The following is a 25,940-nucleotide window of genomic DNA, read 5'->3' as shown; positions in this document are numbered from 1 at the left end:
TAGGTCCACTCCTGTAAAATTGACTTCGGGATGAAGCATTTTATAGGAGTGGATTTTTTTCTGTAATTGAGTTTGACAAAGAAATGATGTCAATGGTTAAATTTAACTGGAATTTAAATTGACATCAGGGGTGTATCATTTGGAGGAACATGATTTAACGAAAAATCCATCTAGTGCAGCTCCGGGAGAGTATGCGACTCATGGCAGCTACGATCGACGAGAACCGGACAAGATGGCAGTATTATCGGAAACATACGGGGCCTCTATTTTTTTCAGAAGATGGGCGGCCTGGATAATTGATTTTATTCTTATCGTTTTCGGATATGAAGGACTGGTTTATTTTGTGGTAAAAAAGGCAGCTGCTGCGGAAACCCCAAATATGGGCATGGTATTGGGTATCTTCCTGATTGGCTCCTTCTGCTATTATTTATTGCTGGAAGGACTGACAGGCTATACGCTGGGCAAGTTTGTACTTCGTATTCAAGTTGTGAATGGAGAAGGAAGATCGCCGGGTCTGGTTAAATCGTTGATCCGCACCCTCATACAGCTGGTAGATACGAATCCGCTTTTTTTCTTGGGCTTGCCTGCCGGTGTATGTGTGCTGGCGACACCCAAAAAACAGCGGCTTGGCGATATGGCTGCGAATACATATGTGGTTAAGGTGCGGGATTTGAGAGCAGTGAACAGACAGAAAACAGGTATTTTCACAGGGGCAATCATCCTGATGACGATCATTTCGGTTATCTATGCTGCATTCTTTATTTCTTCGCTCATTACACAAATCGTGAAGCCCGAGGTATTTATCAGTAAGGATAATCAGTTTGCGGTTACAGCCCCGTGGAACTGGTCACGGGATGATACGATGAATGAAGATGCAGATATCTCGATTCAAAATAAAATTTCAGAAAGATATCTAATTGTATTGTCTGAACCGAAAAACGATTTCGACAGCAGTATGACTCTTCAAGAGTATAACCAGATCATCCAAGATCATATAGAATCGGGGCTTACGAACCCAGAATCGGGGAACGCTTCTAATATTGCAGTAAATGGATACCCAGCCATCGAATTTACCCTCAAAGGAGATGTGGAAGACATTCCAATTATGTATGACGTAACCACGATTGAAACACCTTCACACTATCATCAAGTGCTTGCTTGGACCTACGCTTCCCGATACGGTCGAGCCCAGCAAGAGCTGCGTAGAATTAGAGACAGCTTCCGCGAAATGAACATACAGTGAAGCGAACATGAGCAATTATATTTGAAGCTATAAGGGATCTGATTGAACGTGTCCTGTTCATTCGGCTCCAACGTGTCCAGAAAGATTGTTTCATACATGCCTGTCTTAAGAGCCTTCTTATTACGAAAAGGGCCACCCGGACCGCCACTATTCCCTTTGGCATTCTGATTTCCGGGGGGAGCACCGCCGGGATTGCCGACAGCGTTCTTGTTCCCCTTTGGCGCTCCCCTTGGATTAGGAGCGTTCCCTTTCGTTCCATTTGGAACGTTCCCATAGGAAGAGTCCAAAACGTTCCCTTTCAATTCATACTGCCAGCGGTCTACAGACTTCCATTTGCGGGCCCTGCCCTCAGGAATAGAAAGAGCGGCGGCGATGTCTTTTAGCTTCATCGTCCCGCCGCTCTCCAGCCACATTTGTTTTGCCTTGTCCCGCTCGGGATTGCGTTCTCTTGCCACTACATCATCACCACCCCCAACAAAAAAAGCAAGCCACATTGGCTTGCCTTTCTATAAACAATAACTTTTAAAAATTCAAATCAGTACTAATACGAACTCCGAGTTGTCCAGACATGTTAGAAGATCCAGATGTTAAATTGACATAGAACGTACCTACTGCCCACGGACCAGAATTTTCATTTACTATTTCGTTGTATGTTTCGCCGGGTCCTACTGAACCGGAGGCCTTTTGCTTGCCGCCTGGACTTCCCTGATTAATAGTAAAGGAAATCTTTTTATTCCCTGTGTTCTTCAAGTACATTCTTACATAACCATAATTGGCTTTAATGTCGAAATCAGCCAAATATGTAGTCCCACTTATTGGCCGATTTTCAATTCGTGGTGTAGTTGCATTTGGAGTAAACACATGGCCTCCATTTCCAGCCCCCAAATGAACTACTGGCGAATTCGCAGAGTCCGATGTTGCTGGAGAAGTAGCTGTAGCATCATCAGCAGCGAAAGCCGATGGTACAGTGAGCATACATGCAGCAACCAATGTAGCAGCAAAGAAGCGTTTAGTTATACCCTTCATAGTTTAAACTTACCTCCCAATTATATATTTGTACAATATATGGTAATGTGCAAATATATAATACTATTTCTTGAAGGTAAAATCTACTATTTATTTTCAAATATTATCTTTATTAGGTTTTTAGGTATTATTATAGAAACTGTTGGTATAATACTTATAATTCATCCTTTTGCAACTTAATATCCAATTCAATAAGCCGGTCCAAGTCCTGCACCGTCTGCATTTTTATATTACGAGCCTTGCAGGTCTTGTTAAACAGTAACAAGCAGATAGCTCACAGAAGCATCTGCTTGTTGTTAAATAAGCTGAATTTAAAAGATGAACATCAAAACGGAGTAGGCGGAATAGTGCTGTACAAGCGAAGCGGTCGCTTTCAAAGCTTTCCGTAGGAAAGCTCGCTTCGGAAGCATCACCTTCCCCGGATTTCTACCGAATGGAAGAACTTTATCCAGAAATCCGGGGGCGGTGGCGATGGGAAGCACTATCCGCCTGCGTAGTGGCGCTATAGTAGATTTATATAAATTATTTTATCCTACAATAGAATGTCTGATCACTCGCAATCCGGCGACCTTCGCCACCTTGCCTTGCGGGTGGGTTGTGAATCGAATCGTAACTTCATTCTTTTGGCTCGTCACGGACTGAGGAAGCTCATAGGTGAACGTTTCAAATTTATTCATTTCCTCTGATTCCAGCTTGCCTTCTCCTAACATCTGACCATCTGCGGTGATGTCAAAGTCACGATGGGGACGATCGGAGTCCTTCAGATAGGTTACCGCTAATTGGACAGGCTCATCCGGGAGGACCTTCATCACAAAAGAGAACCAGCCCCCAGGCCATGTATCGCGATATTTGCGGTTATAGATGGACCCCAGGCCTACATGTTCCCCAGTAAAGGCATGATCCCGTTCAGGCTGCATTTCCGCAGGCTGCACAACATCGACCGTACGTCGTTCCAGCTCCAGCTGGTACGCTAACGCGGTACGGTATTCTGCCTCCGCTAACGCCCATTCCTCCGTGGAGAAAAGGTCCCAGTAGACGGTATAAGAACGGTCATACATTTGATAAAACGGACGAAGCTGCAAGTCTCCGACATAGCCCAAGTCGTTCATACGGAATGTATTGGGCTCATTCTCGTGAGGAACCAGCTTGGAGGTCAATGAACCTGCCGAGCCGATCAGTACAGATGCCAGCAGGTGCTCCTCGTTGGCTTCCTGTGCCACAGGACCAAGATCTCCAGCCAGCACAAGCGGGCCGTACATAAAGGCAATCCGCCGCGGATTGTCCGACATTTCCTCGATTCTTACGGTCATAGGGATGTCATATTCGACCGTATCTCCCTCCTTCCATTCTCGTTCGATCACCACGTAGCTGGTAGGACAAGCCTCGGCGGTGAACGCTTCCCCGTTGATTTTAATGATCATGCCTTGTTCCGCCCAATACGGGCATCTCAGCTTGATTGTAAAGGATTGTGGCTTCTTGCTGATGACGCGCAGCGTTCCCCGTCCAGTTTGCGGAAAAAGCGTTTCTTGCTTGAGCTGTACATCCATCTCGTCCCACGTTACGGTAGAAGGGACATATTGATTGACATAGATCGTTTGTGGTGTATGAAAATAGATGGAAGTACCGTACATGGAGTGGCTTTCCATACCGGACCCGACACAGCATGTAAAATCCTCATATTGAGAATTGAAGGTCTTGTGCCCACCCATTTCGAGCGATACAAAGTAGCATACGCGCCCATCGACGGGCTGCTGTGAAGCCAAAATATGATTGAACATCGCTCGTTCATAGTAGTCGGCATAGGCTGCGTAGGCGTCCCATTCGAACATATGCCGCGTTAGCTTCAGCATGTTGTAGGTGTTGCAGGTTTCACAGGTGCCTTCGCCCAAACGGTCATTCAGCTTCCCCGGTTCACCAAAATGCTCATTATAGCTATTGCCGCCGATCACGTAGGAATGCTTGTGAACAACCCGATCCCAGAAAAAGCGGGAGAGGTTTGCATAGTGCGGTTTGCCTGTCACTTCATATTGCCGTGCAGCACCAATGATTTTGGGAATCTGTGTATTGGCATGTCGCCCTGCCAGCGTATCCCGGCTGTCTGCGAGGTCATTCAGTACCTCTCCATGATAAAAGCGTTCCGCCAGCTTCAAGAAGCGCTCTTCCCCGGAATGCTCTGCCAGATCGGTCAGCACCTCGTTCATGCCGCCAAATTCGCAATGCAGTACCCGCTGCATCTGCTCATCATCCAGTCCTCGGAATACGTCCTCCAGCCAGTCGCCGAGCTTGATTTCCATGGGGAGAGCTTTGGGATGATGAGCCAGCAGATGGGCGTCACGCAAGCCGGCAAACAGTTTATGCATCGTATATAGCGGCACCCAGCCGCCGTTCAGATCAAAGCCCTGGGAACGAATATCCCCTGCCTTTACCTCCTCAAAAATCTCTTTCCCACGCGGAATACCGGAAATGTATCCGTTTCCATGATTGTTTTGACATATTTCCAGCTCGTCGATGACATCGTTTACCCGTTCGAGCAGTCTTTCATCGCCTGTGGAGGCATACATCAGCGAACAGCCGGACAGGTAGTGACCGAGTGTATGTCCGCTGATGCCGCGTGCTTCCCAGCCCTCATAATGAGCGGCTTTGGGCTCTAGCCCCGCATATTCACGAAAACGCGATAACAAACGATCCGGTTCCAGACTGAGCAGATAGGCGGCATTCAGTTCCATCGCATGGTAAAGTGGACCGGAATCAATGCTTACTTTATGCAAGTCAAAAGCTTGTGCTTTCAAAATCATCGCCCCTTAGCTAAGATGAAAGTGTATATTTCTCCACTACATTAGCATTGCAATCGCGGTATGTCAGTAGCCTAACCATACAATGGGTGGACAAATCCGAACTTGAACCTAAAGAGGCGATAAAATGACTTATCTGAAAGTAAACGTGGATGCACCCGTTCAGCTGATCTCGGCAGGCGAGTTTATTTCCGAGGTGCCATGGAAGCATATGAGTCGTTCTATAGAGAACTTCGAACTGATCCTTGGCGTCCATGAGAAAGTATACATTCGGGAGGAACAGGAGCATTTTGAGATAGGAGAAGGAGATATGGTACTGCTGTATCCTGGCCGCACACATGGAGGATACCGGGAATCGTTGCCGGGGGTTAAATTCTATTGGTTTCATTTCGACGTTCCCGCAACTCCGAATGTATTATCTAACGAGGAAATGAAGCAGGAAATCCATACGATGGAGGGGCTTTTGCAGCGTCACGGCGTGGTGCGGGATATCTATTTACCACAATGTGTACGGGCAGGGAACGGGGATCGGATTCATATCATCGTCAATCAAATTTTACACGTAGCCAACTCACATTATCTCACACATCACAGTGCCAATTATTTGTTCACCTCGCTGTTGATTGAAATATCCGAGCTGGCTCTCGGTCGTCTGATCAACAGTCCTGTCAGCCCGCAGGGAAATGTGAGCTTTAACAAGATTATCGAGTGGACCCGGATTCATGCCGAAGAACCGCTGACGGTGACGGATATAGCCCGAAAATTCAATTACAACAAGGATTATATTTCACGTTTGTTCAAGCAAAATACAGGCATGAGACCCTTGGACTTCATTCACAGTATTCGGATTAACAAAGCCAAGGAGCTGATTTCTCGTACGGATATGAGCATTAGGCAGGTCGCAGAAGAAGCGGGGTACACGGATGAGAAGTATTTTATGCGTTTGTTCAAAAAGAGAGTCCATATGACTCCTTCGCAGTACCGGAATGCCTATCATAAAACATTTATGAACAATGTCTAACGTATTTCCGCTTGGATAGGGAAATTTTATAGATAAAACATGAGAGGAGAGTCGGCTAGAATAAATTTGTAAGCGTTTTATTTATAGATAGAAGGGAGGAGAGACATCCACCATGATTACTAGAGAACAGATTTATCTGGATGAGAGGCTGGAGACCAAATCGGCTGTGTTTGAATTTATTGCCCAGGAGGCGGAGAAGCTGGGTGTCACCGTCCATAGAGAGCAGCTGGTGCGGGATTTATGGGAGCGGGAGAACGTGTATTCGACGGGCCTTCAAGATCAGTTTGCCATACCTCATACACAGAGCGAAGCGGTCACAAGACCCGCGGTTCTGGTAATCCGATTGAAAAACAGCATTGATTGGGCGTCTCATGACGGTAAGCCTGTCCAGTATATTTTCAGTATTTTGGTGCCCAAAGGCTCTGTGGATGTATCCCATCTGCAAATTATTTCCTCACTCGCAACCCTGCTTTTGGAGGATTCCTTCAAAGAGGCGGTAGCGGGCGCCAAGAATGGCGACGATGTGTATCATTTGCTCGAACAGTATACAGAAGGGTTGGTGTCATAAATGAAAATTGTAGGCGTTACATCGTGTATTGCAGGTCTGGCTCATACTCCAATGGCAGCAAAGGCACTGGAAAAAGCAGCGGCACAACTCGGTCACGATATTAAAGTGGAGCAGCAGGGCGCACTGGGACAAGTGAATAAGCTCACGGAGGAAGAGATTTCAGCAGCGGACTTTGTACTGATTGCCTCGGATCAGACGGTGAAGGATGCGGAACGTTTTGAACATAAAAGAATTGTTCGCGTCAAAATCGGTCATGCGGTCAACAATGCGGAAGCGGTTCTCACCAAAGCGGTGGAAGCCATCTCTGCTCAAAAATAAGGCAAGGAAGGCGACGCGGGGAATCAGCAGCGTAGCTGACTTGGAACCATCCGATTAGCCGTTGGATTACAGTAGTATTCAAAATGGGGGAGAACATGATGAAAAAATGGCTGAGTGAAGCTAAAAAGCATCTGATGACAGGCATATCTTACCTGCTTCCGGTTATTATTGCAGGCTCCTTGATTGTGGCCGTGTGTAAAATTATCGGCCTGACAATGGGGGTCACCGACTTTGGCCCATACGCCGATAAGAGCGGCTTTCTTCATATTTTATATTTGGTCGAAAATGTAGGCTGGCGCGGAATTGGGCTCCTGAATATGGTGCTGGCCGGATATATCGCCTACTCCATAGCCGACAAACCTGCGCTTGCTGCGGGGCTGATCGGGGGCGTGCTGGCACAGGAGACGAACGCTGGCTTTCTGGGCGCGCTCATTGCAGGTTTTTTTGCCGGCTATATTACGCTGTGGGTGAAAAACAAGGTGAAGATCACAGGCCCGGCCGCAGGCTCTGTCCCGCTCATTATTTTGCCGCTGATTACCGTGGGTTTAACGGGAATTCTCATGTCCGTCATTTTGGGCGGGCCGCTGAGTGCGATTAATGAAGGGCTGGTCAACTGGATTAAGCATATGAGTGAAAGTGGAACCAGTACTCTGGTGCTTGCCTTGATTTTGGGAGCCATGATCGGGTTCGACCTTGGCGGTCCAGTCAATAAAGCTGCCTGGATGGCGGGAAATGCGTTATTCCTGTCAGGCGTGTATTTGCCCAATATTTTCGTCAATATTGCTATCTGTATCCCACCGCTGGGCTATGGTCTTGCAACCCTGATTTTGAAGAAGCGCTTTTCCAAAACGTATCGGGAGGCCGGAAAAGGCTCTGTCATCATGGGCGTTATCGGAATTACCGAGGGAGCGATTCCGTTTACGCTGCGTAACCCTGCCAAGCTGATTCCACTGAACATGCTTGCCTGCGCCGCAGGTTCCGCACTAACAGCTCTGCTGGGCGCACACGTCATCATGCCTCCGATTGGCGGTTTGTATGGCGCAATCTCCGTAGGTACTCCGTTTGCATATCTGGCTGGAGGAATCACAGGAGCGCTAATTATTGTAGCGGGTACGCTGCTCGTCAACTTCCGTGAGGAAGAGCAACAGTCTGAGACGAAGGAAGCGTCTGTCAAGAAAAACGGGGAAGATATTGAGCTGGTATTTGACTGATTTTACTAGATAGAAGATAGACAGCATGGAGGGAGATCGAGATATGAGCCGTACGAAAGTGCATGTCATTCCACATACTCACTGGGATCGGGAGTGGTATTTTACCACTTCCAGATCCAAGGTCTACTTGGTAAAGCATGTGAAAGAGGTTCTGGATGCGTTGGAAACGAAGGACGGGTTTAAATATTATCTTTTGGATGCCCAAGGGTCCCTGTTGGATGACTATATCAAATGGTGTCCCGAAGACGAGGAGCGCATTCGCCGTCTTGTGACGGATAAGCGCCTGATGACCGGGCCGTGGTATACACAGACAGACCAATTGGTGATTTCCGGTGAATCCATTGTGCGCAATCTGTATTATGGCATGGAGACAGCGCAGAAATATGGTCATGCGATGAAGGTCGGTTATGTGCCGGATGCCTTCGGCCAGTCGGCGCAAATGCCGCAAATTTATCAGGAGTTCGGCATTCGGCATTTTTTGTTCTGGCGCGGTGTGGCAGACAATACGAATCCAAAAACCGAGTTTTTGTGGAAGGGATCAGATGGCAGTCAGGTGTATGCCGTGCAAATGCCGTTCGGTTACTACTATGGAGGCAATATTCCAGAGGAACCGGGGGAGCTTGAAGCATATCTGGATAGTCAAATCGGTGCGCTGGAAGCGAAAGCATCCACGCGTCATGTTTATTTTCCCAACGGCTTCGATCAGGCGCCGATCCGCTTGAATCTGCCGGAACTGATCCGCACGTTCAACGAGCTTGACCCGGAGCGGGAATATGTGATGAATGAGCCGGAGCGTTTCCTTGCAGAGATTGAAAAGGACAGCAAGGGCCTTCCTGTACTGGAAGGAGAGCTTATGGAAGCCAAGCACATGCGTATCCATAAGTCTATCTTTTCGACACGCGCAGACCTTAAGCAGCAAAATAACGAGATCGAGAATCTAATCGTAAATACGCTGGAGCCGGTACTGTCGATCAGTCATGCACTGGGCCATGAATATCCACATCAGATTGTGAAGGATATATGGAAGCTGTTGTTTGAAAATGCGGCTCACGACAGCATCGGCGGCTGCAACAGTGATACAACGAACCGGGATGTGGCCTTTCGCTACAAACAGGCACGGGATATCGCGGAAAATCTGTTGGAGCTGCACAAGCGATGGATTGCCTCCAGGATCAAGCAGGAGGAGACATTTGCCTTTACCATCTTTAATACGTTGCCCTACCCACGCAAGGGAGTGACGGAAATCGATGCTTACTTGCCGGAAGGAGGCTTTGTCGTTCGGGATACGAACGGGCAGCAGCTTCCATATACGATCACGGAGAAAGTTGAACAGACAGACTACGTGCTTGGTCAGCATATTGATTTGAACCCGAGCAAAAAAGTGTACCTGCCTGAGCGTGTATTCCGTGCCAAGCTGCTGGTGGAGCTGCAGGAAGTACCTGCTATGGGGTATACGCAGATTGTTTTTGATTTCAGCTCGACCGGGGATGCCATAGCAGAACGCAGCAACGGGAGCTGCATTGAGAACGAATTCTATGCTGTAGCTGTACAGGATAACGGAGCACTGCGCATTACGGATAAAATCTCGGGACGTGTGTATGCGGATCAGATGGTGTTTGAGGAAAATGGAGATGACGGAGATTCCTACAACTATTCTCCGCCGGAACGTGACCTCACCGTTTCTTCGCTTGGTGCTGATGTAGAGACCATCACCTCGAAAAGTCCGGTAGCCGAAGAGCTGTCCCTTCGGATGAAACTAAAGGTTCCGCATGATTTGAATGAACGCGCCGCTGCTGTGACTTCCGCCATGCTGCCGCTACAGGCGTCGGTGTCCCTGCGGAAAGGCGAACGCCTGATACGCTTCTCGGTGAAGGTGGACAATCGGGTGCTGAGTCACCGATTGCGGGTGCTATTCGATACGGGGATTGCCTCCAGGCTATCGATTGCGGATCAACCGTTCGGGGTCATCGCCCGTCCGACGACGCTGGAGGAAGTAAAGGTATGGGAACGGGAACAGTGGACAGAAAAACCGATTACCATTGAAGCGATGCAAAGCTATGCTGCGCTGAACGACGGTTCCCGTGGAGTAGCCGTGCTGACCGAAGGCGTACGGGAATATGAAATCATAGGTCCTGACCATGATACAATAGCGCTGACGTTATTCCGTACTTTCGGGTTTATGGGCAAGGAAAACCTGCTGTACCGTCCGGGACGTGCTTCGGGAGAAAAGATCGTAGAAACGCCAGATGCGCAGCTGCTCGGCGAGCTTTCATTCACGTTTGCCCTGCATGTGCATGAGTCCGGGTTTGATGAGGCAGACATTGCTCAAGCGGCCAAGGAATATTTAACACCGTTGTCCAGCTACCAGCTATCTGATTTTCTGAACGGTCGGTTGATATTTGCCTTCCGGGACGAAGAGAGAATATTCGAGCAAAGCTACAGCCTGCTGTCTTTTGGCGAGGATTCGAGTGTAGTCCTGAGTGCATTCAAGAAAGCAGAGCACAGTGAGGGCTATATTGTACGTGTATTTAATCCATATTTGGATAAAAACGCGACCGCACGTATTACATTTGGCAAATCGGCCCGCTACGAGCTGGCCTCGTTGGATGAGCGCTCCAAGGGAGAAGCGCTGGCCTCGTCCGATGCGGACGGTGCACAATTGCCGGAATTGGAGCATTGCAAGCTGTTGACGGTACTGGTAACCCCGGAATCGAAGTAACACAGAAGCCAAATACGGCTATCGGAAAGGAGGTCTTGATTCTACATGATTTTTCCCTACAAACGCTTGAAAAAGATGTACCAGCTCGTCAGTGGAAACGATCAAGGCTGGTCTTGGACCACCAAAGCACTTGCGGAGCGGCTGGAAGTTACGGAACGGACGATCCGCGATGATTTTAAAAAACTGGCTGGCATTCTGAATGAATACGGAGCGCGTCTGGAATCCAAGAGGGGAATCGGCTATACGATCCTGGTTGATGATCCCGACAGATACCGATTTCTCGCAGAGGAAGGTCAGGAGGAAACGGAAGTAAATCAGCCGTTACCAGGAGCACCGGAAGAGCGCATACGGTATGAGCTGTTCAAGCTGCTGAATGCGGGGGAATATGTAAAGATGGAAGACCTCGCCGACGAGCTGTATATTAGCCGGGCAACCATGAATAATGATTCCAAGATCATCCGTCGGATTCTGGAGGATTATAGCCTCACCCTGCGTACCAAGCCGGGACATGGTGTGAAGGTGATCGGGGAAGAGAAGAATATCCGTTATTGTCTGGCTGAATATGCTGACGTCCGCGATGAAGAGGGACAACGCAGCGGTATGCCCTTGGGGCAACAACAGCTATTCCAGGGGTTGGACTTATCGCAAATCCGCACCATTATCCTAAAGCATTTGCGGCCCCATGGCATCAGGATGGCTGATTTGGCACTAAAGGATCTCATCACTCATCTGGCAGTCATGGTGCTGCGAGTGAAGGAAGGACATGGGTTAGAACGTTTTGAGACCGTGACAGGCAGTCAGCGGGATATGGAATTGGCTGCCACCATTCTGAGTGAGATGGAAGAAGCCTTTGACATCACCTGTCCTGCAGGAGAGCTGGATTATATTCTACTGCATATCGTTAGCAAAAAGATGGCGGAAACCGAGTGGGAGCGTCTCCAGTCTGACCAACTCTTTTTGGCAGTGCGCGGGATGCTGACATTTGTCTACGAACGCTTTACCTATGATTTGCGTGATGATGAACGGCTGTCCCGGGATTTATTTGTGCATTTGAAGCCGATGCTGACCCGACTGGAGCATGGCATGAACATGCGCAATCCGCTGCTTGGACATATCCGCAAATACTATCCGCTGGCCTATGAGATCACAGTGGGTGCGGTTAAAGAACTGCAAAAATCGTTTCCGTATGACATCAACGATAACGAAATCGGTTATTTGGCGCTTCATATCGGCGCAGCATTGGAGCGCAAATACAATATTCCCCATCGGCGTCGCAAAACGGTGCTGCTGGTATGCGGCTCCGGCTACGGAACCGCCCGCATTCTGGAATCCAGACTGCGTTCCCTGTTTGCCGAGCTGGACGTATCCCGCGTGGTCTCACTTCGAGAATATGAGGAAATGCCTGCCGTCGATGAAGATCTCATCGTATCGACCATTCACTTGCAGCAGCGCAAGAACAAGCCGTCGGCGGTGATCAGCCCGATTCCTTCGGAACGGGATATGGAGACGATGACGCGGATGGTGCGTGCCAGCGACGAGGAGCAGGAAATTTCACTGCTGCGGTATTTTGACAAGGAATGGTTTATGACCCGATCCGATCAGCCGGACAAGGATGCACTTATTGAAGAAATGAGCGGTATTTTAAAGCAAAAAGGGGTTGTGACCGACAAGTTCCTGCCAGCAGTCAAGGAGAGGGAGAAGCTGGGTTCTACTGCACTGGATCGAGGCATGGCTATTCCCCATCCCCTGGAGCTCAGTTCTAATCGAACGGTCGTAAGCGTATGCTTGCTGGAAAACCCGATCCGATGGGATGCCAACCATGAGGTCCACGTAGTATTCCTGCTGTCGATCTGCAAAGAGGACTATGAGCAGGCCATGGGAATCTATGATCTGTTTGTAGAGCTGATCCGTCAGGAGGAAACGCTGGAACGATTAAAGCATTGCCATTCCTTTGATGCCTTTATGCTAATCGCCCGCCAGGTGCTTGCGGTGAAGAGCAATGATTTTCATTGAGAGCTGACCAGCCTGTAGTCTCATGATATGAAGCAATATAAAAGAGATCGTTCGCGATCTCTTTTTTCGGTTCACTAGTGTAGCTTGGATGAGTGAAGCTCGATTAATAAAGCGAGTTGATCCAACGAAAATTTATGATTAACCATATCGACAGTAAAATCTTCAGCTGCTTTCTGATCCATTTTAAATTGAAAGTTATTGTAGCGCAAAAACATGAGTAATGCAGTAAAAGCCGTTCGCTTATTTGCATGATGGAAAGGATGGTTTTGTCCTAGAGATTCAAATAATGCGGCTGCTTTGCTGAATATTGTGGGGTAAGTATCTTCACTAAATGCCGATGATTGAGGACGTAGAACAGCAGACTCAAGCAAACGGATATCTTTGAAGCCGATTTGTTCGCTTTTACTGTATCTTTCAATCATGGCAACATGAATAGCTATAACTTCTGGAATGGTTAAGAAACGAATGCTACTCATCTATCCTTAAGTCCTTTGAGGGTTTCGTCATATGAATCCATTACTTGAGAAAGGGTTTCAAAAAAATCATCACTTAACCCCGAGGGCAGAGTTATTTTGTTCGATTTTTGTATGATGATTTGTCCGCTCGTGTGATCTACTTCAACCTGAACTGTATCTCCCAGGCCCAGTCCGAGCTGCTTAATGGCTTCTGTCATCGTAATCCCTAAGCTATTTCCGAATTTAGTAATTTTACGCTCCATTCCAATCACCTTACCCATATTTTGTCTTCCTTATTATATTTTTCAACTGTTATAACAATTATACATGTTCTCGTGGTATTTAAACATATCTTTTAATTCAGTTTTTATACCGGAGACCCAGTATCAGTCTTTTGCCGGGAATACCCGGAGGAATGCGGGCATATGTCAATCTGGCTACCAGCTAATCGAATGTACAAAAGCCCTTCCAGCCTCTCATGAGAGAAGTGGAAGGGCTTGGCTTTTGTTTATACCCGTTGCACAGTAAACTCGAATTCCAGCTTTTGATCGACTGAAATCTGGTAGACCATGGAACAAGCCTTTGATATCACTTGTCCCCCAGGAGAGCTAGATTATATTTTGCTGCATATTGTTAGCAAAAAAATGGCGGAAACCGAGTGAGAGCGTTTGCAGTCTGATCGGCTCTTTTTGGCGGTGCACAGGCTGCTGACATTTGTCTACGAGCGCTTTACCTATGATTTGCGTGACGATGAACGGCTGCGTGATGTACGCTAGCATCACGGCTATTCTTATTGTATCATCATACAACAAATCCATGAGGATGGAATGTCTGCACATGATTATCCAAGGTATTTACTTTAAAATCCGAACGATACTCCTATAATAATTTTTTCAACTGAGATATTCGGCCTTGTGACACGCCAAGCCATACGGCATATTCGCTCTGCTTGGCTTTTGGATGTTCACGCATGAGCTGTTGTAGACTTTTAAGCAATTGTAATGAAGACCGATGGACTTTATGTTCTTTATACGCAGGTTCCTTAACAGCAGGGGTAGGAACGGGACTAACACCTACGTTCCCCTTCATGTCGAGTATACATTGCTTACATAAAAGTGAACTTTTGAAATAGCTTAAATCCTGGGTCGAATTGCATAATTTACAGGAAAGCCCGTTATACTTTCCAACACCCATAAAACCAGATTCAGTATCCAGATAAAATTCTAAAGGGTCGCCAATTTCAATTCCCATCGAGGCCCGGATTTCTTTGGGAATAACAATCCGGCCTAACGTATCTAAAGGACGTGTCATACCTGTTCTCTTCATTTGATATCCTCCTAAATGATTTTGAGCGTATACGTACAGTTTTTACATATCAGGGAACCCTTAAAGTGGCTTAATTCTTCGCTTGAATTGCAAAATGTACAAGAGTGTCCCGAGTATTTGCGCAGGGCTATCGTCCTCGATTCAGCATCTATAAAAAATTCCACAGAATCATGCGGAACAATGTTACACGTAGTGAGTGTGTCTTTGGGGATTACCACTCTACCAAAAGACTCTAGATTTCTTGTCATTTTTGCGTACATCATCCAATGATCTCCTATAAAAGTATTTATTGTTGTACCAAAAGATGGTATATTGAAAACATACAAATACTCAATTATATTATAAGTTTTACAATTTTTGCTTTTGATTAAATTTGCACATTCCAAAGTTCATATTGAAAGGGTGGTTTATTCATGGAAATCACACCTATGATACGCGCAGAGATTGAAAGATATTTGAAACAGCAAGGCATAACTATGACCGAGTTTGGTCATATCACTGATTTAAATGTAGGTACAGTGAGTGGCATCGTCACAGGGAATCGTTCTATATCTGTTAATCAACTGGATCGTATTACTGCCGGGATGGGATTATCACCAGACTATTTTTATGAACGTTACATTGAAGAGTGCATCAAAGAATCACCCCTGAATTGGCGAAAAACAAGCCCATTTTTATATCGATGTGCGGAGCTTGGCCGTTTGGATTGCATACAAAGCGTTGTGAGTCTGTTGCTAGATACTCCTACCTACATACCATTACTTTTTGAACTGGCTGAGGACTTTTTCCAAAAAGCTTACCAGGACGCGGCGGCTCTCCTTTATGAAAATGTGGCTGAAAGTGAAAGAAAGCAGCATTCAGAGCGATTAGCAGTTTGCCAGTATCGACTGTTCATCATCCGGATAGGGAAAGATCGAAATCTTAACTTGAATGCGGCAACTAAGTTTGAGTCGTTTGTCCATCGTTTAAACGAGATAGATCAATTGGATGCTTTGAAAGATTTAGCAAACGTATATAGAGCATTGAGCTTGTGGGACAAGGTTACTGAATTTTCATATCAAATGGGCCAATTAGCACAGATTCAATATAATTTAGCTCATAACTCTAAGAGAATAGAAACAGAGCCGAAAAAAAGTCCAAGTAAACCGCTTTTTACCTACATAGCTTATTCTGAGTTGCTGTGTGCTAATGCTTGTGATGCAAGAGGAGAATATGAGCAGGCATTAGAACATATTCATTGTTATGCTGATCTAAGCTGGGTAAAGGAGAACGATCCTGAGTCACTTTATTGGAAGCGGCAATATCAGCAATGGGCAAAAATTAATACCTATGTTAATAGACTTATGTCTGGAGATATCAGCGTACTGCCGGATTACGTAGAGTACATGGCTGGTGAAAAAGAAATCTTCGCTGAACTTCTTAACATCATTGAAGCAGCCAACCGATATAATATGAATGTCGATCATATCCTTCAGCGCTTTGAACCCCAAATTGCAGCATATCGGGAACCATCATCTTCTGATACGTATACACAGCAATTCTTACCACAACAGTACGTTCGTTTTTGGTACAAATTGGCTAAATACAGCCTAAATAAAGGTAGATATCCATATGGTTTCAAATGTTTAATAAAGGCTTTTGAAAAAGCTGTTACAATTAATCACGGGCTACTTATTACCAATTGTGTTGGGCTATTTTCCCGTTTTAGTACACATGCGGCTCCTGAAACACAGACTCAGTTCCAATCCATGCATGAGGAGGTGTGGGATAGAAATGATAAAAAAGATGGCTTTAATCTTAGTGACGGTTAGCTGCTTACTGGTATTCGTAGTACCAGCTCAGAATCCGACTTCTGGCAGGTTAACACCGCAAGATCACGTTGGTGGAATGTGATACAAGTTATTCATTCAATACCTACTGACCAGCTTTCATGCTGGTCTTTTTTTGTTATATTTTGTGGTTTTTGAGTAAAAAATGATCATAATGTATTTGTTCATTACCTCCTAAAATGAGATTCACTAGGAGGTTGAAGGTATGAACGTAGATGAACCCTTAACGTTAAATCAACAGATGGAAAGTGCCCGGCAACGATTGCATGACCTGTACGAACAGTATGGTTTCGGACATGTTTGCGTACTTGAGCAGTCTATGATTTTGGACGAACTAATTAATCAGCACAATCGCATGTACCAGAATAAATAGGTTAACTCACTATGTTCAGTCAGAGACCACATCCTTCTTATGCAAAACTTTTACCCTTCCCACATAACGATCTTAATTATTCTATAAAATGCCTTGGATGATATTTATATACATTTTCTCATGTCATAAAATGTAATTAAGAAGGTAACAAAAAAGCAGCTCCTGCATCTGCAGGAGCAGTTCTCTGAACAATCACAATTATCTTTTGCGTATCCCTTTTCGATATCGATAAGAGCTATTTCGTTTACTTCTTCTTTTTGGAGAACCTTGATGGTCCTTAGGAGGCGTGTCCTTATCGTGTGTCTTTGCAACAAGAACAAGTTCAATAACAACAATGGCTTTGTCGAGCCAATCGAAGGTGTTGTTTATTGCTCCGCTCCAGTCTACGTGTGTTGCCCAGACAAAGGCGGAATGAATGAGTTCATTAATGTTGTGTTGCATGTACAAAACCCCTTTCAAATTTAATAGATTTGTTGTGTCTTACATCAAGAAACCGTAGGGGCCCTTTTGCAATCAGTTTTATTTTTCCACCTGAAAACTTGTAGGAATACGAGATTATAGGGTGCGGTAGTTGCGTTTTGTAACACCAATTATGTTTGACCCATGCTTTATCCCTTCTCCTTTTTAGGTGAATAAAAAAGTGCTGATAAGGTTTACGCTGTCACGCTTTCTCTCTAACGCCGGCCCATCATATTCAGTTCGCAAATATGAGTAATCTTTGTTGGAGTACAGCCCTAACTGGCGTATGCTTCTGCATACGACTCCCAGCGATCCAGCCACTAACGGCTTATCGCAACGTGTCCGATCCTTCGGGTTAGATCACTTCGTGCCGATTGAAAAACTGCGATCAGTGCCCGGCGATGCACTAATTCGTACTCCACTTTTTCAACCATCTATAGTCGAAAGCGACTTTGTGGTGGAGTTATGGTCTTGGTCATAAATATGTGGCCAATCAAAAAATCCGATTGGCCATTTCAACAGTCATACCTAAACAAAAATGCAGGATTCATCTTTCTACAAACCTTTTTCCGCTTCATAAAGTCTGTCAAAATCTCATAATTCTCATGTTAAATATCTTCAGATATTAGTGTTTGCTATTAGTGTTTGCGATGTGAGCCGAAGCAACCTGTATATTAAAAAATCCGATTATGGTGGCATAAAATGCCTTCTACAATCGATTGTAAGCAAAAAAAAGCCCTTTTGAACATGCCTAAATAGGGCATGCAAAAATAGACTTGTGCTTAATCTGTAAAATTCTGTTCTTCGCACCGATCCTAAAAGGCGGCAAAGAAAAAAAGTGCTTTTGGCTTCCAAATTTGGTATTCGGTAGCTTTGCGCCCAAATAATAATTCAATGCAGCTCTTCAGTAGAGCTGTCCCTATTCTCCGTTTGCTCATGCAACAGAGACAATTAATAGATTTCATATTGTCATCATTATAAATGATATTTAGCCCAATCAGCAAGTTTTTCCGGCAAGCCAATCAGAATAGCAAAAAAGTAACTCTTGCAGGCGGTGCAGAAGCTACTTATATATTTGTAAATCAATTTGGATTTTAAATAGGACTAAAACGGAAAAGAATGGTATATTAGAATCAAAAAAAGAAGATTATGGAGGAGAAGATTGTAGGTATATACTACCATGAAAATCATATGCAAGTTAAGAACGGGCCATAAGCAGTCAGTATTCAGTTAGTATTCAGTTAGTATTATTGTTAAAAGAAGGTTGGGTTTAGAGGAGGATAATGCATATGAGAATAAAAAAAGCTTTTTATGCTTACTCGAGTCAAAAGTTAGATCTTTTGGAAGATATAAGAACAGCGGTTAAAAAAATAAATGATTCATCGTCAAATAATATTACAATTACTACTTGGGAAAACTACTCTATTAGTGGAAAGTTTATTATAAGTGATATTTTGACAGCGATTCAAGAATGTGATTTGTTTATGTGTGATCTCACTTATCTCAATTATAATGTGCTTTATGAATTGGGTTATGCTATTGCTCATAAGAAGAAGATTTGGATATCACTTAACACAACCCATGTTAAGGCAACGTCCAATTATAAAAGTTTTAATCTTCTAACAACAATTGGCTATGCAGGTTATCAAAATGCAAACGAGCTTTTTGATAGATTTTTCACTGATATTCCTTATGAATATACTGATACACCAAATATAATTATCCCGGAGGGAGATGTGAACAAGAGCTTACTTTACCTTAAATGTGAAGCTAATACAAGTGCATCAACCTCTTTAAATAGTCTAATAAACAAGTTGCCGGTTCCCAAGAAAATAGATGATCCCTATGAAGGTAGTCAGCCGTTAAATTGGTATTTAAACTTGTTGCCAAATGCTTTTGGAGTGATTATACACTTTCACTCTATTGATAGTGAAAAAGAAAGCCAACTTGATGTTGCAAGAAAAGCGCTAATCGCAGGGATTTCTAAAGGAATGAAAATAAATACATTATTACTTGCGCATGCTCCCTTTCAACGACCATTAGATTATCATGATGATCTTCAAATACATGAAAATGCGATTGGATGCGAAAGTATAGTAAAAAAATGGTTGGAACCTATTACTGAGAAATATCGTGAAATGGTTGGAGAGCATAAAGACTATAAGGCAGAACAAAAGGCTGCAGGGAAATTATCCAGCTTTGTATTAGGAGATTATGTGGCTGAAAATGAAAATCAAGATTTAATGGAGTACTTCATAGAAACAGCTGAATTTAAAGAAGCATTAAATGCACAGCAAATTTTGTTTGTAGGAAGGAAGGGGACCGGTAAGACTGCAAACTTAATTAAATTAAAAAATATAATGTCCTTAGATAAAAGAAATTTTGTGGTTCCTATTCAACCTCAAGGACATGAATTTGAGGGCGTTTTAGGGATTATGGAGCAAATGCTATATAGTTCGGAGCAAAGGCATTTTATAGAGAGTATTTGGAAGTATTTGATTTATACTGAAATTGCAAGACAGTACTATGAATATTTAAACAATCAACCTCTTCATTATCAGAAAACTGAAGACGAAAAAAATTTTGAGGACTTTGTAGGATCTAATAAAAGACTTATTGATGCAGATTTTACACTTAGACTAGAAAATGTGGTTGGAGATCTTAAGGCAATCAATAAATCTGATAGTGTTGAACAGCAACGTTCAAAAGTCAGTGAATTTTTGCATAAAAACATGCTTCATCAACTAAGAACGCATTTAGGAAACGTTCTACGAAAAAAAGAGAGTGTTAAGATTTTAGTTGATAATTTGGACAAAGGTTGGAATGATAGTGCTAATCTAAGTAATTTAAGTGATCTACTTTTTGGACTTTTAAATGTTATCCATAAAATAACTGGAGAATTTCAGCGAAACACCTATAAACATGAACAAGTCAATTTATCTTTAATAGTATTTTTGAGAAGTGATATATTTTCAAGGATTATGAGTCATGCGCCGGAAAGAGATAAAATCGCGACGAAATATTTAAACTGGTCAGATTCAAAGTTGTTATTCCGGGTTATTGAGAAGCGCATTGATTATAGTAGCAATGGGATTACAAGCCCAGAAACATTTTGGAGAGATTATTTTTGTGAAACAGTCGACGGGGTTCCACTAAAGGAATATGTTCAGAATTTAATCATCCCCCGACCACGCGACATCATATTCTTATTTAAAGTAATTCTTCAGGAAGCAGTAAATAGAGGTCATAAAATAGTGGAGGAAGAGGATTTTAAAACTGCAGAATACGCATATTCAGAGTATGCGTTACAGTCACTTTTCCCTGAGAACGGAAAAAGGGTAAAGGATCTTGAATCAATCTTATATGAATTCGTTGGACAAAAGTCAATACTGACTCAGGAGGAAGTAGAAGATTGTTTGAAAATCAACTCAGAAGAAGATCTGGAGTTTTTGATACAAATACTATGCGAAATGACTTTTCTTGGACAAGAAGTAGGGCCAAATAAATTTGAATATTACAGTGACAAAAAGCCTGCAAAGATTACAAACAAACTTGCGCAGAGACACTCAGTGATTACTGGGCAATCCAAAAAGTTCAAAATAAATCCGGCTTTCCATGAGTATCTTGGAATAATAAAAGAATAAATCGGCATTAAGTTATTTAGACGGTAGAGGCAGTATTTTTTATTAGTCAGCCTTCAACAAATCATAGCGTAAAGCTCTTTCTGTGCTGTGATTTGTTGAGGAACATTGGTGAATTTGAGTACAAGGATTTAATTGAGTTGAGCTATTCGAACAGTTAATAGCACGGAAGACTTTGTCAAACTGATGGAAAATCCTGCGTGATTCTGAAGTGCTCAAGGGAGACAATTCATAACTCGTCATCTTCTCTATACATAGAAATGGAAAGGGTCACAAATGATGTTTGAGAAATTTTTGAATCATCTTCAGCAACTTGGTAAAGCCGATAAAACGATTCAAAATTATGTGGCTTCTTGGAATGCATTTGAGAAATGGATGCGTGTAGCCGATCCATTGGTAACGGATGCCTGTTATGCAACTCAGAAGGATATATCCGATTACAAAAGGTATATGTTAAAATCTGGTTGTTTAAATGGGAGTCCAGCTAAGCCATCGACCATGCAGTTCCGCTTCGTGCAACTGAATGCTATTTTTCGATTTTTTTGCTGAACGGGGGTATATACCTGATAATCCAGTTGGTCCGATTAAAAAACCGCCAGCAACTCGTCGGCTACCTAAATGGCTGACGAGAAATGAACAAAATGCTCTTTTGAGGGAGCTTCGGGATAATCGGCTGTATGATGCAAAGAGAGATACCGCGATTGTGCTTACCATGCTCCGGCTGGGACTCCGTGTTCATGAGCTGTGTGATTTGAAGCTTGACGACTTAACGAAAAGGCACGGCTTATATTCACGGTAAAGGGGATAAGGATAAGGAGCTATCGATCAACGTAGAACTGAGGGCTGCTATCCAAGCTTACCCTCAGAAGAGGGATGATTCGAGTCCATATGTCTTTGTTTCACAGCGATCAGCGAAGCTGAGCGTTAGAGCAATGCAGCATATGATCGGGAAGTACAGAAACAGGACTAGGATAAAGAACTTGCCCTGTCATGTGCTGAGACATACTTTTGGCCATGATCTGGTTGTAGCGGGTAATGATTTGCAAAAGGTGGCCATGCTGATGGGTCACTATAAAGAGGATGGAACTTCAAATATTATAGATGACCATTGGACTTAGAATAAATGAGGAGATTGATTTACAGTTGAATAACACTATAAGTGATTTTGGTAAGTTGAAATTTGAAGTAAGAGAGTTTTTAAAGCAGACATCTAGTTTTATAGAAGTTAATGAATTTCAAATAAAGGATATGGTGAAAGAATCACATTATGTAGTGACCCACGAAGGCGATGATTACGATTTCTATGGTATGGATACTGCATCGTATTGGTTTCCTATAACATTAAGAAATTCAATATTTGTTTCGCTCTATGCATTTTTAGAACATATTCTCATCAAGATCTGTAGAATTTTAGAGAAAACAAAAGGGCTTTCTACCAGTATTGAATCTTTTAAAAACGATACAAATATCAAAGGACCTACAATAGAGACGGCAAGAATGTATATTACGAATGTTGCAGGAATAAATTTTCCGAATCAATCACCTGAATGGAGGTATATGAAAAAGTGCACTATCTTGAGGAATTCAATAGTCCACAATTTTGCACATGTGAATGATAAAGTAGCTATGAAGCTTCCTATGAATGGGGTAACGACTAAAATTGAAGATGTGGCTAATGAGGTAGTAGGCTATAATTATTTTGAAGATTTTGGAGAAGGAGCTTCAAAATTTGGCTTTGAGAATAGTTTCTTCTTACTTTCTGGTTTCAGTGAACACTTTCTAAGATCATTTGCAATTTTGCTTAACAAATTCTTTCGTATGAACATCTCTTTACTAGACGGTAGATATGATAAAGAGCACGCATCATTCGATTTTAGAGTATGACATCATACAGAAAGGAAGAGACGTAGTTCTCAATCGCGGACCAGAAGCGCGATACGGCGCAATGAGATACGTGGTCAAATCGTTCGTGATGCGGACATGGGTAGAAGTGAGGAGCTGACTTCTTTCCGTGGGGAACATATCGTGGAGTGTTATGTGGATAAGACAACAAATAGAAAAATTTCTGGACTCTCGTAAATGAGAGTCCTTTTTTTTGCAGCAATGAAAGAACATTCCCCTTAGAGAGAAATTAATTTGCTAGGAGAATACCATTTTAATTCGGAGAAAGTGATCTCATTAGATTCTTTAAGACCCACTAAATCATTCTTAACGTTGTTCAAAACGGGGAAATTCTTAGGAAATGGGCTTATCGTTGTAAATCCGAATTTTGCTGATGGTGCCCCAATAAAGTCGTCTATTTGTTCGTCAAAAAAATCCTGCTTTCTACGAGATTTGTTTCTATAAGATACCAAAAAGACTTTTAGAAAATGTTGTTAATTAAGAGTTGGATTGAAGTATAGTAAATTTATCTGCTCTTACTTGGAACGAAAATAATAAAAACTGTCGTTATATAAATAGAATGAAATAGGGGGGATCAAATATGAAGAAAATAATCGAAAGACAATTGTTAGAATCAGATCTTACTAAATCGGCCAATGAATATAGCCCTACACTGCGGAATATATCTTCGGCTTTTATCTTCCAGTATGTATTGGTACCTGATGAAGCTAAAAATCCAGAATATGTCTATATACCCGAGGAATATTACAGTAAAGAACAAACGATTGAACTTGATGGCTTTATATCTCAATGGAATATGACATGGGAAATGGGACAAATACGAAATTTGTTTCATGAACAGGATATCCCCAAAAATTTGAGCTGGTTAAAACGATTCCGAGAAGAAAATATTTACTTAATACCGGAACTCAAAAAGAATCGGTTTTATGCGTATTCGCCACTGTATCATTTATTGCCAGCGCGGATCTTAATCGCCTTTGGTTTACCTCTCTTAAGATCCGGTATATGGCCCTATTCTCAGCGAAATTGGACTATTGAGCGAAACCTACCAATGGACTTTGATCTCAGGTTAGCAAAAGCATTCGCTTATTATGTGTGGCCTCTCCTTAATTCTCGTACAAAAATGGAATATTTTAGTGAGGACGAGCCAATCAAAGTGTTGGCGCACAATCTCGATTTTTGGCTGCCTTATGTAAATATGGTGATTGAGGAACGCTTGAAGCAATTTCCGCGAGCGGAAATCGAGAACGCGAAGCAAGCCAAGATGCTGAAAAAAGCCGAAAATAATGTTCCAGAAGCAATTTCCGTATACCGACCGCTCATAGGCGGTCAGATATGGGAAGGTGAGGAAGAAGCCTGGGACGTACTTATTGAAGTCGTCGAACGTGCTGATTCTCAAGGAATGCTAAGAGCTTTGATTGATGCCGTTAAATCAAATCGTGTTCAAGACGACTTTTCAAATAAGTGGTCGTATGAACGAGAAGATTTTGAACGAAAGCTTTATAAGAAACGATCCAAATACAGAGTGAAATTTGTAGAGCTATCCGATACGATCCCCGTTATAGGTCCATATAGCGAGGTGGACGAACGCATGTTTTGGCAGGATTTTATGACTATTTTAGATCATAAAGAAAAGCAGGTCGTGGTTATGCTGCGAAATGGTACTACGAATTTATCAGAGATTGGAAAAGAGCTGGGCTATGCCAATCACAGTCCCATATCAAAGGCATTACGTAAAATTCAAAAAAAGCTGCAAGATCTTGAAGAATAACAGGGAGGGATTATTTTGACAACAACGCTACTGGAAGACCAGTTCCTTAGTATGCTGGCGTGTGGAGCCGAACTGGAGCGAAAAAAGAATCGCGTCCGGCAAGCAGAAGGGATCGCTGTTGCTAAAAAGGAAGGGGTGAAGTTTGGTCGCCCCAGGAGACAGATCGGGCCGGAATTTATCCAGATATATGATAAGTGGAAATCCGGGAAGATTACTGCATCCGATGCCCTACGTGAATTAAGAATGGGAAAAACGAGTTTTTATAGGTATGTGGGGGAATATGAAAAAAATCGTACCTAAGTGAGAAAATTGTAATAAATTCATGCATGTATCTGATTCAGATCCTTTTCTGGCTTGCGAGGTACTATACTAGCAGATTGTTGATAGTATATAATATTATCATTCGGGTTGCTAAAAAGCTCCGTTATATGCAGGTCCTCCGTAAAAACGGAGGGAGGCGAAAATATGGAGACAGTAACAATTGTATCGAGCATTGTTATGATGATTTTTACATGCTTTAATTCTTTATTAGCGCTGTTAACGTATATCTGTTTGATTAAAAAACAGTAAGAGGATTACCCCACCGACCAAAGTTTGGTAATCCTCTTACTCTACTATTATTTTCTTGAGTCAACGGATTACCTACATATATACTACTTGCAGCTTCCCGATGTCTGAACCGTAGCCATTATAGGTTACGGTTTTTTTCTGCTTAAAATAGTTCGAATACAATTATGTAAGAACAATGTATTCGTCGTCTTCTATAGTTAGTATTGTATCACTATGTGTCAATATGAATCAATATGAGTCATTATGAGTCATTGTGTGCCATTATGAGTCAATTTGACTCAATCTGATAGAAACTGATTCAATCTGATAGAATATATTTTATCTTTCTCATATCAAATCGCACCTGAATATATATTGAACAACGAAAATATTTTGAAGGAGCTGAAGAATAGTATCCGTGGATTGAAATTTAATGACTGGTATATTCAAGAAAAAATTTTTCGAATATGTAAAGGAGTACAAATAATCGCCAACAGGGAAAGATTAATTTGAATAGGTGGTGAGTGTATGGAGAGGGTTGAATTTGTTTTGAACCAGCTTCGGGACATCATACCTGATGGAACGGGCTCGGAAAAAGAGATGGTTGCCGGCGGATATATTATTAGATGGATAAAAGAGAGTAGACAAAAGAATGAATTGACTTTGAAAGAAGTACATGACCTCATGGATGCATATGAACTGTTTCTTCAATTTGAAAAATAAA

The 25,940-nt window shown here is 43.1% G+C and carries 24 protein-coding genes; 17 read left to right on the top strand and 7 right to left on the bottom strand.

Translation table 11 applies throughout. The features are described from left to right. Positions 1-139 precede the first annotated feature (139 nt). Positions 140-1,243 carry an RDD family protein gene (locus B4V02_RS24090; RefSeq protein ID WP_208618693.1) on the top strand — a complete coding sequence of 368 codons (1,104 nt, stop codon included), beginning with the start codon at positions 140-142 and terminating at the stop codon, positions 1,241-1,243. Here the strand turns inward: B4V02_RS24090 and B4V02_RS24085 are convergent. The 3 genes from B4V02_RS24085 to B4V02_RS24075 all read right to left on the bottom strand — a co-directional run bounded on the left by B4V02_RS24085 (position 1,165) and on the right by B4V02_RS24075 (position 5,058). Continuing rightward, positions 1,165-1,737: a phage terminase small subunit-related protein gene (locus B4V02_RS24085; RefSeq protein ID WP_244188402.1), complete on the bottom strand. Its 573-nt coding sequence runs from the start codon at positions 1,735-1,737 to the stop codon at positions 1,165-1,167. The two genes, B4V02_RS24090 and B4V02_RS24085, sit on opposite strands and share 79 nt — an antisense overlap. A 28-nt stretch (positions 1,738-1,765) precedes the next feature. Beyond that, positions 1,766-2,269 carry a hypothetical protein gene (locus B4V02_RS24080; protein ID WP_094156723.1) on the bottom strand — a complete coding sequence of 168 codons (504 nt, stop codon included), beginning with the start codon at positions 2,267-2,269 and terminating at the stop codon, positions 1,766-1,768. Positions 2,270-2,796: 527 nt separating this feature from the next. Next, a complete protein-coding gene (locus B4V02_RS24075) occupies positions 2,797-5,058 on the bottom strand; it encodes a glycoside hydrolase family 127 protein (RefSeq protein ID WP_094157079.1) in 2,262 nt (753 codons plus the stop codon). A gap of 130 nt (positions 5,059-5,188) precedes the next feature. Between B4V02_RS24075 and B4V02_RS24070 the strand changes: the two genes are divergently transcribed. The 6 genes from B4V02_RS24070 to B4V02_RS24045 all read left to right on the top strand — a co-directional run bounded on the left by B4V02_RS24070 (position 5,189) and on the right by B4V02_RS24045 (position 12,911). Next, entirely contained in the window at positions 5,189-6,082 is an 894-nt protein-coding gene (locus B4V02_RS24070; protein WP_094156722.1) for a helix-turn-helix transcriptional regulator, read from the top strand. Between the two features lie 112 nt (positions 6,083-6,194). Next, positions 6,195-6,650, top strand: coding sequence for a PTS sugar transporter subunit IIA (locus B4V02_RS24065; RefSeq protein ID WP_094156721.1), 456 nt, complete (start codon positions 6,195-6,197; stop codon positions 6,648-6,650). After that, complete coding sequence (locus tag B4V02_RS24060; protein WP_007428194.1) at positions 6,651-6,968, top strand: PTS fructose transporter subunit IIB; 318 nt, start codon at positions 6,651-6,653, stop codon at positions 6,966-6,968. It abuts the gene before it with no gap. A 98-nt stretch (positions 6,969-7,066) separates the two neighbouring features. Further along, positions 7,067-8,179 (top strand): PTS fructose transporter subunit IIC, encoded by a 1,113-nt coding sequence (locus tag B4V02_RS24055; RefSeq protein ID WP_094156720.1) that lies wholly within the window; start codon positions 7,067-7,069, stop codon positions 8,177-8,179. A gap of 43 nt (positions 8,180-8,222) precedes the next feature. Then, entirely contained in the window at positions 8,223-10,898 is a 2,676-nt protein-coding gene (mngB, locus tag B4V02_RS24050; RefSeq protein WP_482811887.1) for a mannosylglycerate hydrolase, read from the top strand. A gap of 45 nt (positions 10,899-10,943) precedes the next feature. Beyond that, complete coding sequence (locus tag B4V02_RS24045; protein ID WP_094156718.1) at positions 10,944-12,911, top strand: BglG family transcription antiterminator; 1,968 nt, start codon at positions 10,944-10,946, stop codon at positions 12,909-12,911. 74 nt (positions 12,912-12,985) lie between these two features. On the opposite strand, the gene B4V02_RS24040 is transcribed toward B4V02_RS24045, so the two are convergent. From B4V02_RS24040 to B4V02_RS24025, 3 genes are all read right to left on the bottom strand, one after another. Then, complete coding sequence (locus tag B4V02_RS24040) at positions 12,986-13,387, bottom strand: type II toxin-antitoxin system death-on-curing family toxin (protein WP_094156717.1); 402 nt, start codon at positions 13,385-13,387, stop codon at positions 12,986-12,988. Next, positions 13,384-13,647, bottom strand: a complete 264-nt coding sequence (locus B4V02_RS24035) for an AbrB/MazE/SpoVT family DNA-binding domain-containing protein (RefSeq protein ID WP_094156716.1) — start codon at positions 13,645-13,647, stop codon at positions 13,384-13,386. Before B4V02_RS24035 ends, B4V02_RS24040 begins: the two co-directional genes overlap by 4 nt. A 598-nt stretch (positions 13,648-14,245) precedes the next feature. Next, a complete protein-coding gene (locus tag B4V02_RS24025; RefSeq protein ID WP_068502702.1) occupies positions 14,246-14,692 on the bottom strand; it encodes an AbrB/MazE/SpoVT family DNA-binding domain-containing protein in 447 nt (148 codons plus the stop codon). Positions 14,693-15,105: 413 nt separating this feature from the next. On the opposite strand from B4V02_RS24025, the gene B4V02_RS24015 reads away from it, so the two are divergent. After that, entirely contained in the window at positions 15,106-16,503 is a 1,398-nt protein-coding gene (locus B4V02_RS24015; RefSeq protein WP_094156713.1) for a helix-turn-helix domain-containing protein, read from the top strand. Positions 16,504-16,726: 223 nt separating this feature from the next. Then, the gene (locus B4V02_RS24010; RefSeq protein ID WP_094156712.1) at positions 16,727-16,894 is read left to right on the top strand and encodes an aspartyl-phosphate phosphatase Spo0E family protein; all 168 of its coding nucleotides are present in this window, start codon (positions 16,727-16,729) and stop codon (positions 16,892-16,894) included. A gap of 198 nt (positions 16,895-17,092) precedes the next feature. On the opposite strand, the gene B4V02_RS24005 is transcribed toward B4V02_RS24010, so the two are convergent. Beyond that, a complete protein-coding gene (locus tag B4V02_RS24005) occupies positions 17,093-17,335 on the bottom strand; it encodes a hypothetical protein (protein ID WP_094156711.1) in 243 nt (80 codons plus the stop codon). A gap of 1,307 nt (positions 17,336-18,642) precedes the next feature. Between B4V02_RS24005 and B4V02_RS26890 the strand changes: the two genes are divergently transcribed. From B4V02_RS26890 to B4V02_RS23965, 8 genes are all read left to right on the top strand, one after another. After that, positions 18,643-20,997, top strand: coding sequence for a P-loop ATPase, Sll1717 family (locus B4V02_RS26890; RefSeq protein ID WP_244188401.1), 2,355 nt, complete (start codon positions 18,643-18,645; stop codon positions 20,995-20,997). 273 nt (positions 20,998-21,270) lie between these two features. Next, the gene (locus B4V02_RS23995; RefSeq protein WP_094156710.1) at positions 21,271-21,543 is read left to right on the top strand and encodes a phage integrase N-terminal SAM-like domain-containing protein; all 273 of its coding nucleotides are present in this window, start codon (positions 21,271-21,273) and stop codon (positions 21,541-21,543) included. Positions 21,544-21,782: 239 nt separating this feature from the next. Beyond that, the gene (locus B4V02_RS23985) at positions 21,783-22,112 is read left to right on the top strand and encodes a tyrosine-type recombinase/integrase (protein ID WP_094156708.1); all 330 of its coding nucleotides are present in this window, start codon (positions 21,783-21,785) and stop codon (positions 22,110-22,112) included. A gap of 25 nt (positions 22,113-22,137) precedes the next feature. Further along, a complete protein-coding gene (locus B4V02_RS23980; protein WP_167383785.1) occupies positions 22,138-22,878 on the top strand; it encodes a hypothetical protein in 741 nt (246 codons plus the stop codon). A 96-nt stretch (positions 22,879-22,974) separates the two neighbouring features. Next, positions 22,975-23,073 carry a hypothetical protein gene (locus B4V02_RS27055; RefSeq protein ID WP_425270779.1) on the top strand — a complete coding sequence of 33 codons (99 nt, stop codon included), beginning with the start codon at positions 22,975-22,977 and terminating at the stop codon, positions 23,071-23,073. A 403-nt stretch (positions 23,074-23,476) separates the two neighbouring features. After that, complete coding sequence (locus B4V02_RS23975; RefSeq protein ID WP_094156706.1) at positions 23,477-24,667, top strand: hypothetical protein; 1,191 nt, start codon at positions 23,477-23,479, stop codon at positions 24,665-24,667. 15 nt (positions 24,668-24,682) lie between these two features. Next, positions 24,683-24,967: a recombinase family protein gene (locus B4V02_RS23970; RefSeq protein ID WP_094156705.1), complete on the top strand. Its 285-nt coding sequence runs from the start codon at positions 24,683-24,685 to the stop codon at positions 24,965-24,967. Positions 24,968-25,744: 777 nt separating this feature from the next. After that, complete coding sequence (locus tag B4V02_RS23965) at positions 25,745-25,939, top strand: hypothetical protein (RefSeq protein ID WP_094156704.1); 195 nt, start codon at positions 25,745-25,747, stop codon at positions 25,937-25,939. Position 25,940: the final 1 nt, after the last annotated feature.

It is taken from the genome of Paenibacillus kribbensis (assembly GCF_002240415.1).
Lineage (GTDB): Bacteria > Bacillota > Bacilli > Paenibacillales > Paenibacillaceae > Paenibacillus > Paenibacillus kribbensis.
Note: the sequence above shows the minus strand (reverse complement) of the source record. Positions and strands in the feature narration are given on the sequence as shown.

Excerpts from the sequence above, each read along its gene's own strand:
- B4V02_RS24085 (WP_244188402.1), bottom strand. The coding sequence starts at position 1,737 with ATGTGGCTTGCTTTTTTTGTTGGGGGTGGTGATGATGTAGTGGCAAGA.
- B4V02_RS24080 (WP_094156723.1), bottom strand. The coding sequence starts at position 2,269 with ATGAAGGGTATAACTAAACGCTTCTTTGCTGCTACATTGGTTGCTGCA.
- B4V02_RS24070 (WP_094156722.1), top strand. The coding sequence starts at position 5,189 with ATGACTTATCTGAAAGTAAACGTGGATGCACCCGTTCAGCTGATCTCG.
- B4V02_RS24065 (WP_094156721.1), top strand. The coding sequence starts at position 6,195 with ATGATTACTAGAGAACAGATTTATCTGGATGAGAGGCTGGAGACCAAA.
- B4V02_RS24060 (WP_007428194.1), top strand. The coding sequence starts at position 6,651 with ATGAAAATTGTAGGCGTTACATCGTGTATTGCAGGTCTGGCTCATACT.
- B4V02_RS24055 (WP_094156720.1), top strand. The coding sequence starts at position 7,067 with ATGAAAAAATGGCTGAGTGAAGCTAAAAAGCATCTGATGACAGGCATA.
- mngB (WP_482811887.1), top strand. The coding sequence starts at position 8,223 with ATGAGCCGTACGAAAGTGCATGTCATTCCACATACTCACTGGGATCGG.
- B4V02_RS24045 (WP_094156718.1), top strand. The coding sequence starts at position 10,944 with ATGATTTTTCCCTACAAACGCTTGAAAAAGATGTACCAGCTCGTCAGT.
- B4V02_RS24040 (WP_094156717.1), bottom strand. The coding sequence starts at position 13,387 with ATGAGTAGCATTCGTTTCTTAACCATTCCAGAAGTTATAGCTATTCAT.
- B4V02_RS24035 (WP_094156716.1), bottom strand. The coding sequence starts at position 13,647 with ATGGGTAAGGTGATTGGAATGGAGCGTAAAATTACTAAATTCGGAAAT.
- B4V02_RS24025 (WP_068502702.1), bottom strand. The coding sequence starts at position 14,692 with ATGAAGAGAACAGGTATGACACGTCCTTTAGATACGTTAGGCCGGATT.
- B4V02_RS24015 (WP_094156713.1), top strand. The coding sequence starts at position 15,106 with ATGGAAATCACACCTATGATACGCGCAGAGATTGAAAGATATTTGAAA.
- B4V02_RS24010 (WP_094156712.1), top strand. The coding sequence starts at position 16,727 with ATGAACGTAGATGAACCCTTAACGTTAAATCAACAGATGGAAAGTGCC.
- B4V02_RS24005 (WP_094156711.1), bottom strand. The coding sequence starts at position 17,335 with ATGCAACACAACATTAATGAACTCATTCATTCCGCCTTTGTCTGGGCA.
- B4V02_RS26890 (WP_244188401.1), top strand. The coding sequence starts at position 18,643 with ATGAGAATAAAAAAAGCTTTTTATGCTTACTCGAGTCAAAAGTTAGAT.
- B4V02_RS23995 (WP_094156710.1), top strand. The coding sequence starts at position 21,271 with ATGATGTTTGAGAAATTTTTGAATCATCTTCAGCAACTTGGTAAAGCC.
- B4V02_RS27055 (WP_425270779.1), top strand. The coding sequence starts at position 22,975 with ATGGGTAGAAGTGAGGAGCTGACTTCTTTCCGTGGGGAACATATCGTG.
- B4V02_RS23975 (WP_094156706.1), top strand. The coding sequence starts at position 23,477 with ATGAAGAAAATAATCGAAAGACAATTGTTAGAATCAGATCTTACTAAA.
- B4V02_RS23965 (WP_094156704.1), top strand. The coding sequence starts at position 25,745 with ATGGAGAGGGTTGAATTTGTTTTGAACCAGCTTCGGGACATCATACCT.